Here is a 15,334-nt window from a genome sequence, read left to right on the forward strand (position 1 = left end):
GGGGCGATGCCGATGACGACCACTCTCGTGGTGCTGGCCGCCCTGGCCGCCATCGGGGTGCTCGCCCGGCTCCAGCTCTCCCACGTGCGCCGGGAGCGCCGGGAACGGGGCAGTCTCTTCGACGACGCGGGGCACCTGCTGGACGCGGCCCGGGTGCACCGCGAGGGCTTGGGCTACCCGGTGCTCACCGGGACCTACCGCGGCCACCCGGTGCGGCTCGAGCCCGTCGTCGAAGCCCTCGCGCTACGCAAGCTGCCGGTGCTCTGGCTGCTCGTCACCCAGCACCGTGAGCTCGACGTCGGTGCACCGCTCGACATCCTCACCCGGCCGTCGGGCACCGAGTTCTTCTCGCCCAACGCGGGATTCGCCCACGAGCTGGAGCGCCCGGCCGGGTTCCCCTCACACGTCCGGATCGCGAGCCCCGACCCCGCCGCCGCCCCGGCGCCGGGCGCACTCGAGTTCCTGGCGCCGCTGCTGCACGACCCGCGGACCAAGGACGTCCTCCTCACGGCGGGAGGGGTGCGGGTGGTCCGCCGGCTCGCCGAGGGCGCCCAGGGCCCCTACCGGACCGCGCGGCGCGCCGACTTCGGGCCGGTGCAGATCCGCCCCGACGGCCTGCGAGAGCTGCTGGACACCGTCAGCGGGATCGGCGACCTGCTCGCCGTCGGCCGCGTCGAGCCGACCTGATGCGGCCCCGGCCGCTCCTCGTGCTCGGCGTGGCGATCGTCCTGCCGGGCGTGGGCCAGGTCCTCAACCGCACGCCGGTGCGGGGCCTGATCTTCGTGTTCTACATGCTGCTGCTCGGCACGATCACCTATCAGCTCACCACTCCTGAGCACTCCTTCACAGGCCGCTACGCGGGCGGCTTGTTCGTCTACGCCATCAGCGTCCTGGACGCCTACCGGTGGGCCGCGTACCGCGTGTCGGCCACCCGCCCGAGATCCGAATGATCACAGCGTTCACCGTCGAGATCGATCACGCCCGGCCGGGCTGACATCGGGACGGTCACCGAGGGGCAGCACCGGGATCATCAGGACCGACGCTCCCGGACGCCGGCCGGCCCGGCACGAGGAATGGCGGGCGGAGGAGTACGGTTGAGCGGAGTAGTTGCGTTCTCAACTGCTTGAGTGGAGGTCACGATGCCCGCCGTCACCGTCTCCGATGTCACGACACTGCCCCGCGTGCCCGAGCCCGGGCCGACCGACGTCGACAGGCACGTCCGGTCGGTCACGACCGCGCCGTCGGGGTACGAGGGTGAGGGCTTCCCGGTGCGCCGCGCCTTTGCCGGGGCCGACCTGCGCGATCTCGACCCGTTCCTGCACATGGACCAGATGGGCGAGGTCGAGTACGCCCCGGGCGAGCCCAGGGGCACGTCGTGGCACCCGCACCGCGGCTTCGAGACGGTCACGTACATCATCGACGGGACCTTCGAGCACGCCGACTCGCACGGCGGCGGCGGGGTGATCTCCAACGGCGACACCCAGTGGATGACCGCGGGCGGGGGTCTGCTGCACATCGAGCGGCCACCGGAGGCGCTGGTGATGAGCGGCGGGCTCTTCCACGGCCTGCAGCTGTGGGTGAACCTGCCCAGGGCCGACAAGTGGCTGGAGCCGAAGTACCAGGACCTGCGGGCCGGTGAATCGGTCCTGCTCACGACCCCCGACGGCGGCGCACTGATCCGGGTGATCGCCGGTGAGCTGGCGGGCCACCGCGGCCCGGGCTCGACGCACACGCCGATGGCGATGATGCACGCGACGGTCAGCCCCGGCGCGACCGTGCGACTGCCCTGGCGGCGTGACTTCAACGCGCTGGTCTACGTGCTCTCCGGCGCCGGCACGGTCGGCCCCGAGGGCCGGCCGGTGCGCACCGGGCAGCTCGCCGTGTTCGGCCCCGGCGACGTGATCACCGTGGCCGGCGCGGTCAAGCAGGAGTCCCACCTGGCCGGGCTCGACGTGGTGATCCTCGGCGGACAGCCGATCCGGGAACCGATCGCGTGGGGCGGGCCGTTCGTCATGAACACCAAGGCCGAGGTGCTCCAGGCGTTCGAGGACTACCAGAAGGGCAAGCTCGGCGTCATCCCGGCGACCTACGTCCCGCACGGCGGCCTCGGCGGATCGACGGGATCCTGACCGTGGCCACCCCGGAACAGACGGTTCGCGACGTGCCCGAGCGCTCGCGCTTCGAGATCCGCGTCGACGGCGATCTCGCCGGGTTCGTGGCCTACCGCACCCGGCCCGGCGCGATCACCTTCACCCACACCGAGATCGACGACGCCTTCGCCGGTCAGGGCCTGGGCTCCACCTTGGTCCGCGCCGCACTCGACACGGTGCGCGACCGCGGGTGGGCCGTGCGGCCCGAGTGCCCGTTCGTACGCGGCTGGATCGCGAAGCACCCCGGCTACGCGGACCTCGTCGCGGAGCGGTCCCGCTACGACCTCTGATCACTCCGGGGCACCGAGGACGACGGTCGGAGATCCACGACGAGGCGACCGGAACACCGTCCCCCGGGCGAGGCCCCGGGATGTCGGAGGGGCGTCGTAGCCTGGGCCCTCGTCGGCGGCGGGAGGAGGGGTGCGGTGCTGGCCGTGCACGGGCTCTGGTCCCCCGGTCGCGGTCTGCTGCTGTGGGCCGAGGACGGTTCCCGCCCGTCCACCACCGGCCGCCGATCCCTGCGGTCGGCCCGGCCGCACCCGTTCGCGCTGCCCACCTCCGAGCTCGCGGCGCTGCACCCGGGCAAACCGACGACCGTGACACTGCTGCTGCCGTCGCGCAGCAGCGGCCCGCTCGACTCCCCCGAGCTCGTCCGCTCCGTCCGGGTCGGGCGCACCCGGTCGGCCCCGAGCCTGCAGCCCTGGACCGTGCCCGCGGTCGTCGTCGACCCGGCCGAGCTCGACGACCCGGCCGAGGAGGCGCGCTACGGCGCGTCGGTCGCGCACCTGCGGGCGCTCGCCCGCTTCGCCGCCGATCTGGCCGCTCGCGGCCGGGTGGCGCCCACGCTGACCCGCGGCGAACCCGGTCCGGAGGCGCGCTGGCGGCCCGTGGTCCAGGGACTCGACGCCGTCGCGCTCGACACGCTGGTCGCCGCGATGCCCCCGGTCGGCCGGGCCGAACAGCGCCCCCACCGCGGGAGCGGGCCGGGTACGGGTGGCGTACCCCGGTCCGGCCCCGAGCGCACCGGCCAGGACCCCGCGGCTCTGGTCCGCGATGCCGTCGCGGTCCTCGTCGACGCCGCGGTCCGTGACCGGCTGGCCCGCGCCGACGAGCCCGTCGCCCTGCTGCCACCGCGGCGCGGCCGCATCCCGCGCCGCCTGCCGGCGACCGAGGCCTGGCTCGCCGCGCTCACCACCCCGGACGCGGGCATCGACGCCGACCCCGGCGAGCTCGAGGAACTGGCCCGGGCGCTCGCGCCGTGGGACCGGATCGGCACCGAGCCCACCGGCCCCGGCCGGGCGAGCTTCCGGCTGGCGGAGATCCGGGTTCTGGACGACCCCGCCGACCCGGACGGGCCGGGCACCGACCAGACCGGCGACGGCACCCGCTGGCAGCTGCAGTTCCTGCTGCAGTCGACCGAGGACCCGAGCCTGCTCGTGCCCGCGGAGCGGGTGTGGAGCGGCGGCTCCGGCGCGCTCGGCCGGCTGATCGCGGCGCCGCAGGAGCTGCTGCTCGCCGAGCTCGGCCGGGCAGCCCTGGTGTACCCGCCGCTGGAGTCGGCGCTGCGTCAGGCCCGCCCGGAGGCGCTCGATCTCGATCTCGACGGCGCGCACCGGTTCCTCACCGAGGGTGCCGCGCTGCTACTGGCCGCCGGCTTCGGTGTGCAGCTCCCGTCGGGCTGGGACGGCAGCCGCCGCCTGGGCCTGCGGCTGTCCGTCCGCTCCACGGCGACCGCCGGCGTCGTCACCCGCGGCGGCCTCGGCCGTGAGCAGGTCGCCGACTTCCGCTGGGCGCTCGCGGTCGGCGACGAGGTGCTCGACGAGGAGGAGATCAGCGAGCTGGTCGCGGCGAAGGCGCCGCTGGTCCGGCTTCGTGGGCGGTGGGTGACCGTCGACCAGGACCGGTTGCGCACCGGGCTGGAGTTCCTGCGCCGGTCCCGCCGGGGGCGCCCCGCACCGACCGCGGCCGAGGTCCTCGCGCTCGCCCAGGCCGATCCGGCCGATCATGACACCCCGCTGCCCGTCACGGGTGTCGACGCCGACGGCTGGCTCGGCGACCTGCTGACCGGCACCGCCGAACGCACCCTGGTCCCGCTGGAGCCGCCGCCGGACTTCCGCGCGACGCTGCGGCCCTACCAGCAGCGGGGGCTGTCGTGGCTCGCCTTCCTGTCCTCGCTCGGACTCGGCGCGTGCCTGGCCGACGACATGGGTCTGGGCAAGACCGTTCAGCTGCTCGCCCTGGAGACGCACGAGCGCGCGGGCGGCGCGAGCGGTCCGACGCTGCTGCTGTGCCCGATGTCGCTGGTCGGCACCTGGCAGCGGGAGGCGGCGCGGTTCGCGCCCGGCCTGCGCGTGCACGTCCACCACGGCGGCGCCCGGGCGCGGGGCGGCGAGCTGGGCACGGCGGTGGCCGCCAGCGACCTCGTCGTCACCACCTACGCCACCGCCGCCCGCGACATCGACGAGCTCGCCGGGGTCGAGTGGCGCCGCGTGGTGCTCGACGAGGCGCAGGCCATCAAGAACAGCCACGCCACGCATGCCCGGGCCGTGCGCCGGTTGCGGGCCGGGCACCGGATCGCGCTCACCGGCACCCCGATGGAGAACCGGCTGGCCGAGCTGTGGTCGGTGATGGACTTCCTCAACCCCGGGGTGCTCGGCACGGCCCAGCGATTTCGCGCCCGGTTCGCCATCCCCGTCGAGCGCCACGGCGACACCGACGCGGCCGACCTGCTGCGCCGCATCACCCGGCCCTACCTGCTGCGCCGGGTCAAGACCGATCCGACGGTCATCGACGACCTGCCCGAGAAGATCGAGATCACCCAGCACTACCGGCTGACGCGAGAACAGGCCTCGCTGTACCGCACCGTGGTCGACGACATGATGGAGAAGATCGAGGACTCCGACGGCATCGCCCGGCGCGGCAACGTGCTGGCGGCGATGGCCAAGCTCAAGCAGGTCTGCAACCACCCGGCCCAGCTCCTGCACGACGGCTCGGGGGCCGCCGGGCTGGGCCGGCGATCGGGGAAGGTGATCCGGCTCGAGGAGATCCTCGCCGAGATCCTGGCCGAGGGCGACAAGGTGCTGTGCTTCACCCAGTTCACCGAGTTCGCGTCCATGCTGGTGCCGCACCTGACCGCCCGGTTCGATCAGGAGGTGCTCTACCTGCACGGCGGCACACCCAAACCGAAGCGCGACGAGATGGTGTCCCGGTTCCAGTCGGCGGACGGCCCGTCGATCTTCCTGCTGTCCCTCAAGGCGGGCGGCACCGGGCTGACCCTGACCGCCGCCAACCACGTCGTGCACCTGGACCGCTGGTGGAACCCGGCGGTGGAGAACCAGGCCACCGACCGCGCGTTCCGGATCGGCCAGCACCGCACGGTGCAGGTGCGGAAGTTCGTGTGCCCGGGGACCGTCGAGGAGCGGATCGACACCATGATCGAGTCGAAGAAGGCGCTGTCCGGCATGGTCATCAGCGACGGCGAGGCCTGGCTGACCGAGCTGTCCACCGGTGAGCTGCGCGAGGTCTTCGCGCTCGGCGCGGATGCCGTCGATGACTGAGCCCCCCAGCCCCTGGTGGCTCGACGCCCCGCCCAGCAGGCCGCTCCGGGTCGCGGGCGGCATCCAGATCCACAGCACCCGTGGGAGCATCGCCCAGACCTGGTGGTCGGCTCGGTTCATCGAGGTACTGGAGTCGCTCGGCGTCGGTGGCCGGCTGGCCCGCGGGCGCTCCTACGCGCGGGCCGGGCAGATCCTCGAGTTGCAGGTCGACGCGGGTGCCGCCGTCGCGCGGGTGCAGGGCAGCAGGCCCGAGCCCTACCGCGTGCGGGTCGGCCTCACCACCTACGGCAAGACCGAGTGGGCCGCGGTGGAGCAGGCGCTGGCCGACGACGCGTGGTACACCGCGACACTGCTGGCCGGGGGGATGCCGCCGGAGATCGAGCAGTTGTTCGGCTCGCTGGGGCTCGCCCTGTTCCCGGCGGGTGGGCGGGACCTGAGCATGGACTGCTCCTGCCCTGATCACGCCGTGCCGTGCAAGCACCTGGCCGCGGTGTTCTACCTGCTCGCCGAGCGCTTCGACGCCGACCCGTTCCAGGTGCTGGCGCTGCGGGGCCGCGACCGCGAGACCCTGCTGGCCAACCTCCGGGCCCGCCGCGGTGGCGGCGAGACGGCCGAGGACACTGCGGCGCAGAGCCAGGCCGCGCCCCTGACCGAGTGCCTCGACAGGTTCTTCACCGCCGGGCCGGGACTGGCCGACGTGGGGCGGATCGGGTCGAGCCCGACACCGCCCGACGCGCTGCTCGACCAGCTCCCCGCGTTCCCGATCGCCGTCCGCGGGCACCGCGTCGCCGACCTGCTCCGCCCCGCCTACCGGGCGCTGGGCGAGCAGCCGGACTGAGCCTGCGGCCGCCGGGGTCAGCGCGTGGCGGCCGGGCTGTTCAGCCGGCCGGTCCGCGCCGCCCACCGCTCGAACCACAGCGTGAACAGCGGCGGGACGCTCGCGATCAGAGCGAGCACGATGGTGCGGGCGTCCCAGCGCAGCGGGCGGGCCACCACGAAGGTGATCACGACGTAGGCCACGAACAACGCGCCGTGGATCGGGCCGAAGATCTTCACCCCGATCTCGTTGCCGATGACGACGTACTTGAAGAGCATCCCGATCAGCAGGCCGGCCCAGGAACAGGCCTCGGCGATCGCGATCGCCCGGAAGACCCGGCCGTGGCCGGACAGGGTCGCAGGTGCGGAATCGGTGATCGGGGCGCTCATCGGCGGCAGCTCCAAGGATGGTGCGGTCGTTACGTCCCTTTCCACTGTGCCGCAACCCCGCACCGGGCCTTCTACCGGGTGTCGAATGTCTCCTCCCGGCCCGGTGCGCTACGAAGAGACCATGGACTCCTCCCCCACCGCCCCGGGCATCGCCACCCTCAGCGTGCACGCCGGCAACGCGGTCGACCCGGGCACCGGGGCGATCCGCCGCCCGCTGGTGACCGCCAACTCCTACGCCCTGCCCGAGGACCCGTCGGAACTGAGCTGGTCGGGCACCGACACCGCGCTCTACACCCGCAACGGCGGCGCCAACCAGCACTGGCTGGAGGAGAAGCTCGCCGTGCTCGACGGCGGCGAGTCGGCCGTCGCGCTGGCCAGCGGTGTCTCGGCGCTGCACGCGGTCCTGTTCACGTTCCTGAAGGCGGGCGACCACGTGGTGTCCTCCGACGTCACCTACGTCGCGGTCTTCCGGCTGCTCACCGAGCTGCTGCCGGCCAAGTACGGGATCACCGCGACGCTGGTCGACTCGTCGGACCTCGACGCGGTGCGCGCCGCGATCCGCCCCGAGACCCGCCTGGTGCACATCGAGACCCCGGCGAACCCGACGACCCGGATCACCGACGTCGCCGCCGTGGCCGAGATCGCGCGCGCCGCCGGCGCCCTGCTGTCGGTGGACGCGACCTTCGCGACCCCGGTCCTGCAGCGTCCCCTCGGCCTCGGCGCCGACCTGGTGGTGCACTCGCTCACCAAGTACATCAACGGCCACGGGGATGCGATGGGCGGCGCGGTGATCGGCGCCGCCGAACTGATCGACCGGATCCGGGCCGAGGCGATGGTCAACGTCGGCGGCACGATCAGCCCGTTCAACGCCTGGCTGATCATGCGCGGGTCGGTGACGCTGCCGATGCGGATGCGGGCGCACTGCGCCGGCGCGCAGGCCGTCGCGGAGTTCCTCGCCGCCGATCCGCGGATCGCCTACGTCGCCTACCCGGGGCTGCCCTCGCACCCCCAGCACGAGCTGGCCGCGAAGACCCTGGACGGCGGGTTCGGCGGCATGCTCGCGTTCGCGGTCCGGGGCGACGCCGCGACCCAGAACCGGTTCGTCGCAGCGCTGCAGATCATCACCTCGGCGGTCTCGCTGGGCCATGACGAGTCGCTGATCGTGCACGTCGCGGCCGACGACGAGCGGGCGCCGTACTACCCGGAGGAGTTCCGCCGCTGGGGGCACCTGCGGTTCTCGGTCGGGTTGGAGGATCCGCGCGACCTCGTCGCCGACCTCGACCGGGCGCTCACCGCGACGCTGGGACCGGTCGGCTGATCCCCCGGCTCGGCAGCGGCGGGCGATGGGGAGGTGGCCGGGCGCCTTCCCCACGCCCCGACTCGCGCACCGGAGAACCCCGACTCGCGCACCGGAGAACCCCGACTCGCGCACCGGAGAACCCCGACTCGCGCACCGGAGAACCCCGACTCGCGCACCGGAGAACCCCGACTCGCGGGGTGGGTCAGGGGATGCGGCCGGTGAGGTAGCGCGGGTCGGGGTCGGGCAGCGGGGCCGCCGGCTCGCCGGCGAGGATCTCCCCCATCGCCCGGTACCAGGTCCGGGCCGGCACGGTGCCGCCGTACAGGGTGCCCTCCGGGCAGCTGTAGGGCGGCGAGCCGTCACAGATGGGCTGCGGCGAGGGCGAGTCGTCGAACACGATCGAGGCCCCGGCCAGCTGCGGGGTGGCCCCCACGAACGCCGCCGACTTGTGATCCTGCGTGGTGCCGGTCTTCCCCGCCACCGGGCGCGTCCAGCCCTGCGACGCGGCGGCGTCCGCGGAGGTTCCGCCACCCCGGTCGTCGTTGCCGAGCCCGTACATCAGGGTGTCGGCGATACCGGGGTCCAGGACCTGGCGGCACGCCGGCTGCGGCAGCGCCACCGGCGCTCCGGTGCGGTCCGTGACCGACTCGATCGGGCTCGGCGGGCACCAGGTGCCCTGGCTGGCCAGGGTCGCGGCGACGTTCGCCAGCTCCAGGGAACTCGTCGGCGAGACGCCGAGGGTGAACGAGGCCTGCTGCCGCGAGCGGGCGACATCGGCCAGCGACGGCGAACCCGGCTTCCCGTCCGCCGGGGTCGTGGCCAGCGAGGTCACTCCCAGCCGCTGCGCCATGTCGACGACGGCCGGGACCCCGGTGCTCTCCAGCAGCTTGACGAACGCCGTGTTCGGCGACCGGGCGAGCGCGTCGGCGAGCGACAACCGCGCGGGGTAGTCCGTGATGTTGGTGACCTGGATCGGTCTGCCGTTGTCGTCGCGGTAGATCGGCGAGATGTACCCGCTCTCCGGGACGTCGAGGATCGAGTCGATGCCCGCGACACCCTGCTCGAGCGCCGCCGCCGCCGTGAAGATCTTGTAGACCGAACCGGCGCCCATGTTGTCGGCCCGGTAGGGCATCCCGTAGCTGGTCTGCCCGGGCTGGTTGCCGTAGGTGCGGTTGGCCGCCATGGCCAGGACCGGGTGCGCGTCGGTTCCCGGGGCCACGACCGTCATCACGTTGGCCACCTTCGGCGTGGCGGGGTCGACCTGATCGTCCACGGCGGCCTTGACCTGGGCCAGCGCGTCGCTGTCGAGCGTGGTGCGGACGGTGTAGCCCCCGCGGGTGAGCTGCTCGGCGGTGATCCCGGCCTGCTCCAGGAAGGCGACCACGTAGGTGCAGAAGTACCCGGCGTCCCCGGCGGCGAAGCAGCCCCCCGCCGGGACCTCGCCGTCGTCCTGCACACCGAGCGGCGCGGCGCTCGCGGCGGCGGCCTGAGGGCCGGTGATCGCCCCCTGCTGGCGCATCTGATCGATCACGAGGTTGCGCCGGCCCACCGCCGCGGCGGGGCGGCGGATCGGGTCGTACTCCGCCGGGCTCTGCACCAGCCCGGCCAGGAGCGCCGCCTGCGGGAGGGTCAGCTCGGCGGCGGTGGTGTCGAAGTACAGGCGCGCCGCCGCCTCCACGCCGTAGGCGCTGTGGCCGAGGTAGACGATGTTCAGGTAACGGGCGAGGATCTCGTCCTTGCTCAGTTCCCGGTCCAGGGTGACGGCGAGCTCCGCTTCTCTGATCTTGCGTGTGTAGCTCGGAGCCACCGCGGCCTGCCGCTGCTCGTCGGTCTGCGCCGTGACGTAGAGGTCGTAGTTCTTCACGTATTGCTGGGTGAGGGTGGAGCCGCCCTGCCGCGCCCGGCCACCGGAGTTGATCACCAGCGCGCGCAGCGCGCCCCGCGCGTCCACCCCGCCGTGGGAGTAGAACCGGCGGTCCTCGATGGCGACGATGGCGGCCTTCATCACCGGGGAGATCTGCGACGCCGCCACCGGATAGCGGTACTGGTCGTACAGGTACGCGATGGCCTCGCCCCCGGAATCGGTCACGGTCGTGGTTGCGGGCAGAATTCCGGCCCGTAGATCCACTATGCCGGCGATCGTGGATTCACTGATCCGGGAGGCCATCGATCTGGTGCCCCCGAAGGTGGTGAGCATCGATGCGGCGAAGATCAAACCGGCGACCACGGTCAGGGCGGCGAGTCGGGCGGCCGCCTGCGTCCACCTCATCAAGCTGTGTCTACCAGCACCGACGGCCACATCACAGAGGGCTCGCCAGTCCCGCCGCGGCCCGCCACCACGATGCGGCCGCGCTTACGGGAAAGGGTGTAGCCGATTCATCCGAAAATTCGTCCGAGTGGCGGCGGGAACCTCTCCGGGCCGACATCGACCGGCCCCGGAAAGCGTCCGCCGATACTCGCGGGGCTCCTTCATGAAAGGCCCGGGAAAAGGACTGCGGCAGGCACCGGTCGATCGTCGTCGCCGGAGCGGTGGCGCGGTCCGGGACCGCCCGGCGGCGTGGTGCGGCGCACATCACGCGATACGACCCGGGATGCGGTCGCCGTTGCGGGGCGCCGATCCCCGAGGCTAGCGTCGATCATGTGGTGAACCCGAGTGTGCCGATGAAGGTCCGGATCGGAATCGGGTCGCTCCCGGTGGCCGAGCGGCCCGGGCCCGCCTTCGCCGAACTCATCGACGCCCTCGAGGAACGCGATGTCGACTCGATCTGGCTGCCCGACATCGTCTCCTCCGACAACGTCGACGCCCTCGTCGGGCTGGCCTTCGGGGCCGGGCGGACCCGGTCGCTCAAGCTGGGGACCGGCGTCCTCGTGCTGCCCGGCCGCAACCCGGCGCTGGTCGCGGCCCAGCTGGCGTCGCTGGCCGCCCTGGCCCCGCGGCGGATCCTGCCCGCGTTCGGGGTCCGGCCGGCCACCGCGCGCGAGCGTCAGCTCTACCCCGTGCCCGGCGGCGAGCGCGGCGCGGTCTTCGACGAGGCGCTGACGGTCGTCCGGCGGCTGCTCACCGAGCCCCGGTTGACCCACCACGGCCGCTTCTTCCACCTCGACGACGCGTCGGTCGGCCCGCTCCCGGCGCGCCCGCTGGACCTGTGGCTCGGCGGACGTGCGCCCGTCGGGATGCGTCGCATCGGCCGCCTCGCCGACGGCTGGCTCGGTAGCTTCGTCACACCCGAGGAGGCCGCCGACTGTCGCGCGCAGATCGAGCGGGCCGCGGCCGACGCAGGCCGGGAGATCGAGCCCGACCACTACGGCACGAACGTCGCGGTCCTGCCACCGGAGGCGACCGACGCGCAGGCCGACGCCGCGCTGGCCCGCGCCCGGGAACGCCGCCCGGACGTCGAGCCGGAGCAACTGGTCCTGCGTGGCTGGGCGGCGGTGCGCGAGCAGATCATCCGCTTCGTCGATGTCGGGCTGACGAAGTTCGTGGTGCGCCCAGCCGTTCCCGTCACGTCGTGGCGGGGGTTCCTCGACGAGTTCTGCACCGAGCTGAAGGGCCTGGAGAACTGAGGTAGGGCGCGACTCGTCGCGGTTCACGCTGCACCTCCGGGGAGCCCGAGCGGCACTCACCCTCGCCGGGGCGGGGGCTCCCTCCCGCGTCAGGTTCCGGCGAGGACGGACATCCGCCACCGGGCGAGGATCCTGACCAGCGGGTCGTCGTGGTCGGTCCCGATCTCCCCGCTGCGCAGGGCCTCGATGAGGCCGTCGTCGGCGAGGATCTGCCGAGCTTCCTGGACGCGAGCCAGGGAGCGGTGTTCGGTCCTCGAGACGCTGATCATCGGGTTCCTCCGGTCATGACGCCGCGGGTGAGCCGCCACAGGTGCCGTCGTGCACGCTTGTGCACTTTGCCCGGTTACCCCCCTGACATCGCGCATAACCATGTGCATGATCTGAGCTGCCCATGCATCGGCGGCCGCGCACCCGCCCGGAGACGTCCTACCCGGGGTTCCCTCACGGTCCACTCTGCTCGTGGGCGGCAAGAGCGGCGGCCACGGCGGCGGTGACGTCGGCTTCGGCGGCGGCCTTGTCGACGCCGAGGCCGGCGAGGACGCCCGCGCCGTCCTCGAGTTCCAGCAGCGCGAGCAGGATGTGCTCGGTCCCGATGTAGTTGTGGCCCATCCGCAGGGCCTCCCGGAACGTGAGCTCCAACGCCTTGCGCGCCTGCGCATCGAACGGGATGAGCTCGGGCACCTGGTCGACCGCCGGCGGCAGCGTCGCGGTGGCGGCCTGCCGGACCGATTCCAGCGGCACACCCTGCGCGACGATCGACCGTGCGGCGAGGGCGTCCGGCTCGCTCAGCAGCCCCAGCACCAGGTGCCCGGGGTGGATCTCGTGGTTGGCCGCCGCGCGGGCCTCGTTCTGCGCCGCCATCACGACGTTCCTCGCCCGCTCGGTGAACCTGCTGAACCCCTGGCTGGGATCGAGATCCGACGGCTCGCCGGGGACCTTCGGGACGAAACGCTTCTGAGCTGCCTGCTTGGTGACCCCCATGCTCCTGCCGATGTCGGTCCAGGACGCGCCCGAGCGTCGCGCCTGGTCGACGAAGTGGCCGATCAGATGGTCGGCCACGTCGCCGAGGTGATCCGCGGCGAGGACCGCGTCGGAGAGCTGGTCGAGGGCGTCGGGGTGGACCTTCTTGATGGCCTCGATCAGGTCGTCGAGCCGCACCGGATTCGTCATTCGGACCGGATTCGTCATGCGTCAACCCTAAGTTGACGATGTCGGGACCGTCAACGCCAAGTTGACGATGCCCTCTCCGGATCCTCTGCGCCGCCGGCTCATCGTCCTGCACAGCGGCCGCTGTCGGAGGTGCTGCGTCCGGCACCCCTAGGGTGTCCAGGTGCCGATGACCGCGAAGTACGCCACCACCTGCGGCGTCTGCTCGTCCCGTATCCAGCCCGGCGAGGAGATCGCACGGGCCGGCAGCACGTGGGCGCACGTCGCCTGCGCCGGCAGCGCCACGACCGTGAAGGTGTCCACGTCGCTCGCGCCGAGCGCCCGTCCGGTGCGGTCCGCGCCGCGACCGGACATGCCGGCCGCCGACGGCGCCCTCGAGGTCTGGACGGACGGCGCGTGTTCGGGCAACCCGGGCCCCGGAGGCTGGGCGTGGGCCACCCGGGACGGGCGGCAGGGCAGCGGCGGTGAGCCGGGCACGACGAACCAGCGCATGGAGATCCGGGCCGCGCTGGAGGCGGTCCGAGCCCTGGACGGCCCGCTCGTGGTCGTCAGCGACTCGACCTACGTCGTGAACTGCTTCCGCGACGGCTGGTGGAAGGGCTGGCTCGCCCGCGGTTGGGTCACCAGCGCGCGCAAGCCGGTCGTCAGCCGGGACCTGTGGGAGCCACTGATCACGCTGGTCAACGACCGGGGAAACGTCTCGTTCCGCTGGGTGAAGGGCCACTCGGGCGACCCGATGAACGACCTCGTCGACGCCCTCGCGGTGGAGCAGTCGCGCGCGGTGGCCTGAGGCGGCTCCGCGGCGGGCGCGCGATAGCCGCCGGAAATGTGGCGCCACCGGCCCCGGCCCTTGAGGGAGCTTCGCCCGGACTCGAGCCGCCGCTCAGCCGGGTGGCGGCTGCCCGGGAGCCTTCAGTCAGCGGTTCGTTGCGGTACCCGGTGGGTGAAGCGACCCACTTGTGCGACGCAGATGGTTACACAGGGCAACCATCGGCCGCTGCGATGTCACCGCTCACCGCAGTTCCGTGGCACGGATGGGGGTCTGCCCCTACCGTCGGGGCGTCCCGGCGCTCCCATCCCACCCGGCACTGCCACCCGGGACCCGTCAGGGGTGCGCCCGGCGACGTGCGCCGGGCCGGGGGCGTTCCACCTCCGATCCATCGGGCGCCACGGCACCCGGGGAGCCGGGACGGTTCCACAGCGTTGACATCGGCCACGGCCGAGTACTGAACGGAGTTGTTGTCGGGGATGTTGCGCTTCCTTCGCCGAGGTGGCCGCGCCGGGCGCGGTCTCGAGACCGGACGCCATGCCCTGATCCCGATCCCGCTGACCGGAGGTTTGCTCACCGGCCAGGTCCGCGATGCCCAGGGGCAGCCCCTGGCCGGTGCCACGATCTCGGTGTTCGACCGGTCCAGCCGCCGGGTGGCCCGCGTCGACAGCGACTCGTTCGGCTTCTTCGCCGCCGCCGTCGCGCCGGGGGAGCACCGGATCCGAGCGGAGGCCGGCGGCTACCGCAGCGTCACCGAATCCGCCGAGGTCGAGTGGGGCAAGCACGCCGACCTCGGTCAGGTGACACTGCCGCCCGACGTCACCCAGGCCCCGCCCACGCCGGGCGTCTACGACATCGACCCGGACCACACCTCGATCCGCTTCGTCGCCCGGCACATCGCGATGTCCCGCGTGTTCGGCCGGTTCAACGAGTTCCGCGGCCAGATCCAGATCACCGAGCCGTTCGAGGACTCGCACGTCGACGTGGTCATCAACGCGGCCAGCGTCGATACCCAGATCGCCCAGCGCGACGCCCACCTGCGTTCGGCCGACTTCCTCGACGTCGAGCGGTTCCCGCAGCTGCGCTTCTCCAGCACCCGGTTCTCCCGGCGGGGCGGCAACAAGTGGCTCATCGACGGTGAACTCACGCTGCACGGACTGACCAGCGACGTGCAGCTGGACACGACGTTCCTGGGCCTCCAGGAGTGGAACGGCGCGCGCGCCGGCGCAATCGCGCGGACCGAGCTGCACCGCGAGCACTTCACCCTGAACTGGCAGCAGACGCTCGCGCGCGGACTGCCCGTGATCGGCTCCACGATCGGGATCACCCTGGATGTGCAGGCGATCCTGAAGACCTGAAGACCTGAAGACCCGAGCCGATGCCGGCCTCGTCCGGGACGAGGGCCATGACCGGCAACTCGCCACGAGGCACCCGCGTCAGCTCGGGGCGCACGGTGGGCGTCGCGGTCGGGACACAGCACTGACTGATGCCCGGAAGCCGCCGGCGAAGCAGATCTGCCCCGATCGGGCCTTCTGCGCTCGGGCGCACCGATGGACAATCTGCCGACGCCGCCCCATCGCAGGCGCGGCCCCGGTTCCGCGGTCGCATGGGCCCGGCAGCG

General features: G+C 72.9%; 14 protein-coding genes. 10 read left to right on the forward strand and 4 right to left on the reverse strand.

Features of this window, described 5'->3' with window-relative positions; translation table 11 throughout:
- The first annotated feature begins 12 nt into the window (after positions 1 to 12).
- The 6 genes from HF519_RS05230 (at position 13) to HF519_RS05255 (ending at position 6,545) form a co-directional block, all read left to right on the forward strand.
- The gene (locus HF519_RS05230) at positions 13 to 687 is read left to right on the forward strand and encodes a hypothetical protein (RefSeq protein ID WP_169410622.1); all 675 of its coding nucleotides are present in this window, start codon (positions 13 to 15) and stop codon (positions 685 to 687) included.
- A complete protein-coding gene (locus HF519_RS05235; RefSeq protein ID WP_169410624.1) occupies positions 687 to 950 on the forward strand; it encodes a hypothetical protein in 264 nt (87 codons plus the stop codon). Before HF519_RS05230 ends, HF519_RS05235 begins: the two co-directional genes overlap by 1 nt.
- Before the next feature lie 189 nt (positions 951 to 1,139).
- Positions 1,140 to 2,129 carry a pirin family protein gene (locus HF519_RS05240; RefSeq protein ID WP_169410626.1) on the forward strand — a complete coding sequence of 330 codons (990 nt, stop codon included), beginning with the start codon at positions 1,140 to 1,142 and terminating at the stop codon, positions 2,127 to 2,129.
- Between the two features lie 2 nt (positions 2,130 to 2,131).
- Positions 2,132 to 2,440: a GNAT family N-acetyltransferase gene (locus HF519_RS05245; protein WP_169410627.1), complete on the forward strand. Its 309-nt coding sequence runs from the start codon at positions 2,132 to 2,134 to the stop codon at positions 2,438 to 2,440.
- 135 nt (positions 2,441 to 2,575) lie between these two features.
- Positions 2,576 to 5,707, forward strand: a complete 3,132-nt coding sequence (locus tag HF519_RS05250; RefSeq protein WP_169410629.1) for a DEAD/DEAH box helicase — start codon at positions 2,576 to 2,578, stop codon at positions 5,705 to 5,707.
- The gene (locus tag HF519_RS05255; RefSeq protein ID WP_169410631.1) at positions 5,700 to 6,545 is read left to right on the forward strand and encodes an SWIM zinc finger family protein; all 846 of its coding nucleotides are present in this window, start codon (positions 5,700 to 5,702) and stop codon (positions 6,543 to 6,545) included. The genes HF519_RS05250 and HF519_RS05255 overlap by 8 nt, the downstream gene beginning before the upstream one ends.
- A gap of 17 nt (positions 6,546 to 6,562) precedes the next feature.
- Here the strand turns inward: HF519_RS05255 and HF519_RS05260 are convergent, their stop codons facing one another.
- A complete protein-coding gene (locus HF519_RS05260) occupies positions 6,563 to 6,913 on the reverse strand; it encodes a DUF3817 domain-containing protein (RefSeq protein ID WP_169410633.1) in 351 nt (116 codons plus the stop codon).
- Positions 6,914 to 7,034: 121 nt separating this feature from the next.
- On the opposite strand from HF519_RS05260, the gene HF519_RS05265 reads away from it, so the two are divergent.
- Entirely contained in the window at positions 7,035 to 8,231 is a 1,197-nt protein-coding gene (locus HF519_RS05265; protein WP_169410634.1) for a trans-sulfuration enzyme family protein, read from the forward strand.
- Between the two features lie 184 nt (positions 8,232 to 8,415).
- Here the strand turns inward: HF519_RS05265 and HF519_RS05270 are convergent, their stop codons facing one another.
- Positions 8,416 to 10,482, reverse strand: a complete 2,067-nt coding sequence (locus HF519_RS05270) for a transglycosylase domain-containing protein (RefSeq protein WP_169410636.1) — start codon at positions 10,480 to 10,482, stop codon at positions 8,416 to 8,418.
- 371 nt (positions 10,483 to 10,853) lie between these two features.
- On the opposite strand from HF519_RS05270, the gene HF519_RS05275 reads away from it, so the two are divergent.
- Complete coding sequence (locus HF519_RS05275) at positions 10,854 to 11,777, forward strand: TIGR03854 family LLM class F420-dependent oxidoreductase (RefSeq protein ID WP_312859913.1); 924 nt, start codon at positions 10,854 to 10,856, stop codon at positions 11,775 to 11,777.
- Positions 11,778 to 11,866: 89 nt separating this feature from the next.
- Here the strand turns inward: HF519_RS05275 and HF519_RS05280 are convergent, their stop codons facing one another.
- Both HF519_RS05280 and HF519_RS05285 read right to left on the reverse strand, forming a co-directional pair.
- The gene (locus tag HF519_RS05280) at positions 11,867 to 12,046 is read right to left on the reverse strand and encodes a hypothetical protein (RefSeq protein WP_169410638.1); all 180 of its coding nucleotides are present in this window, start codon (positions 12,044 to 12,046) and stop codon (positions 11,867 to 11,869) included.
- Positions 12,047 to 12,218: 172 nt separating this feature from the next.
- Positions 12,219 to 12,965 carry a Clp protease N-terminal domain-containing protein gene (locus tag HF519_RS05285; protein WP_169410640.1) on the reverse strand — a complete coding sequence of 249 codons (747 nt, stop codon included), beginning with the start codon at positions 12,963 to 12,965 and terminating at the stop codon, positions 12,219 to 12,221.
- Positions 12,966 to 13,113: 148 nt separating this feature from the next.
- On the opposite strand from HF519_RS05285, the gene HF519_RS05290 reads away from it, so the two are divergent.
- Positions 13,114 to 13,734, forward strand: a complete 621-nt coding sequence (locus HF519_RS05290) for a ribonuclease H family protein (protein ID WP_169410701.1) — start codon at positions 13,114 to 13,116, stop codon at positions 13,732 to 13,734.
- A 458-nt stretch (positions 13,735 to 14,192) separates the two neighbouring features.
- Entirely contained in the window at positions 14,193 to 15,071 is an 879-nt protein-coding gene (locus tag HF519_RS05295; protein WP_211169575.1) for a YceI family protein, read from the forward strand.
- The last annotated feature ends 263 nt before the right edge of the window (positions 15,072 to 15,334 follow it).

The organism is Pseudonocardia bannensis (assembly GCF_012911875.1).
GTDB classification, from domain to species: domain Bacteria; phylum Actinomycetota; class Actinomycetes; order Mycobacteriales; family Pseudonocardiaceae; genus Pseudonocardia; species Pseudonocardia bannensis.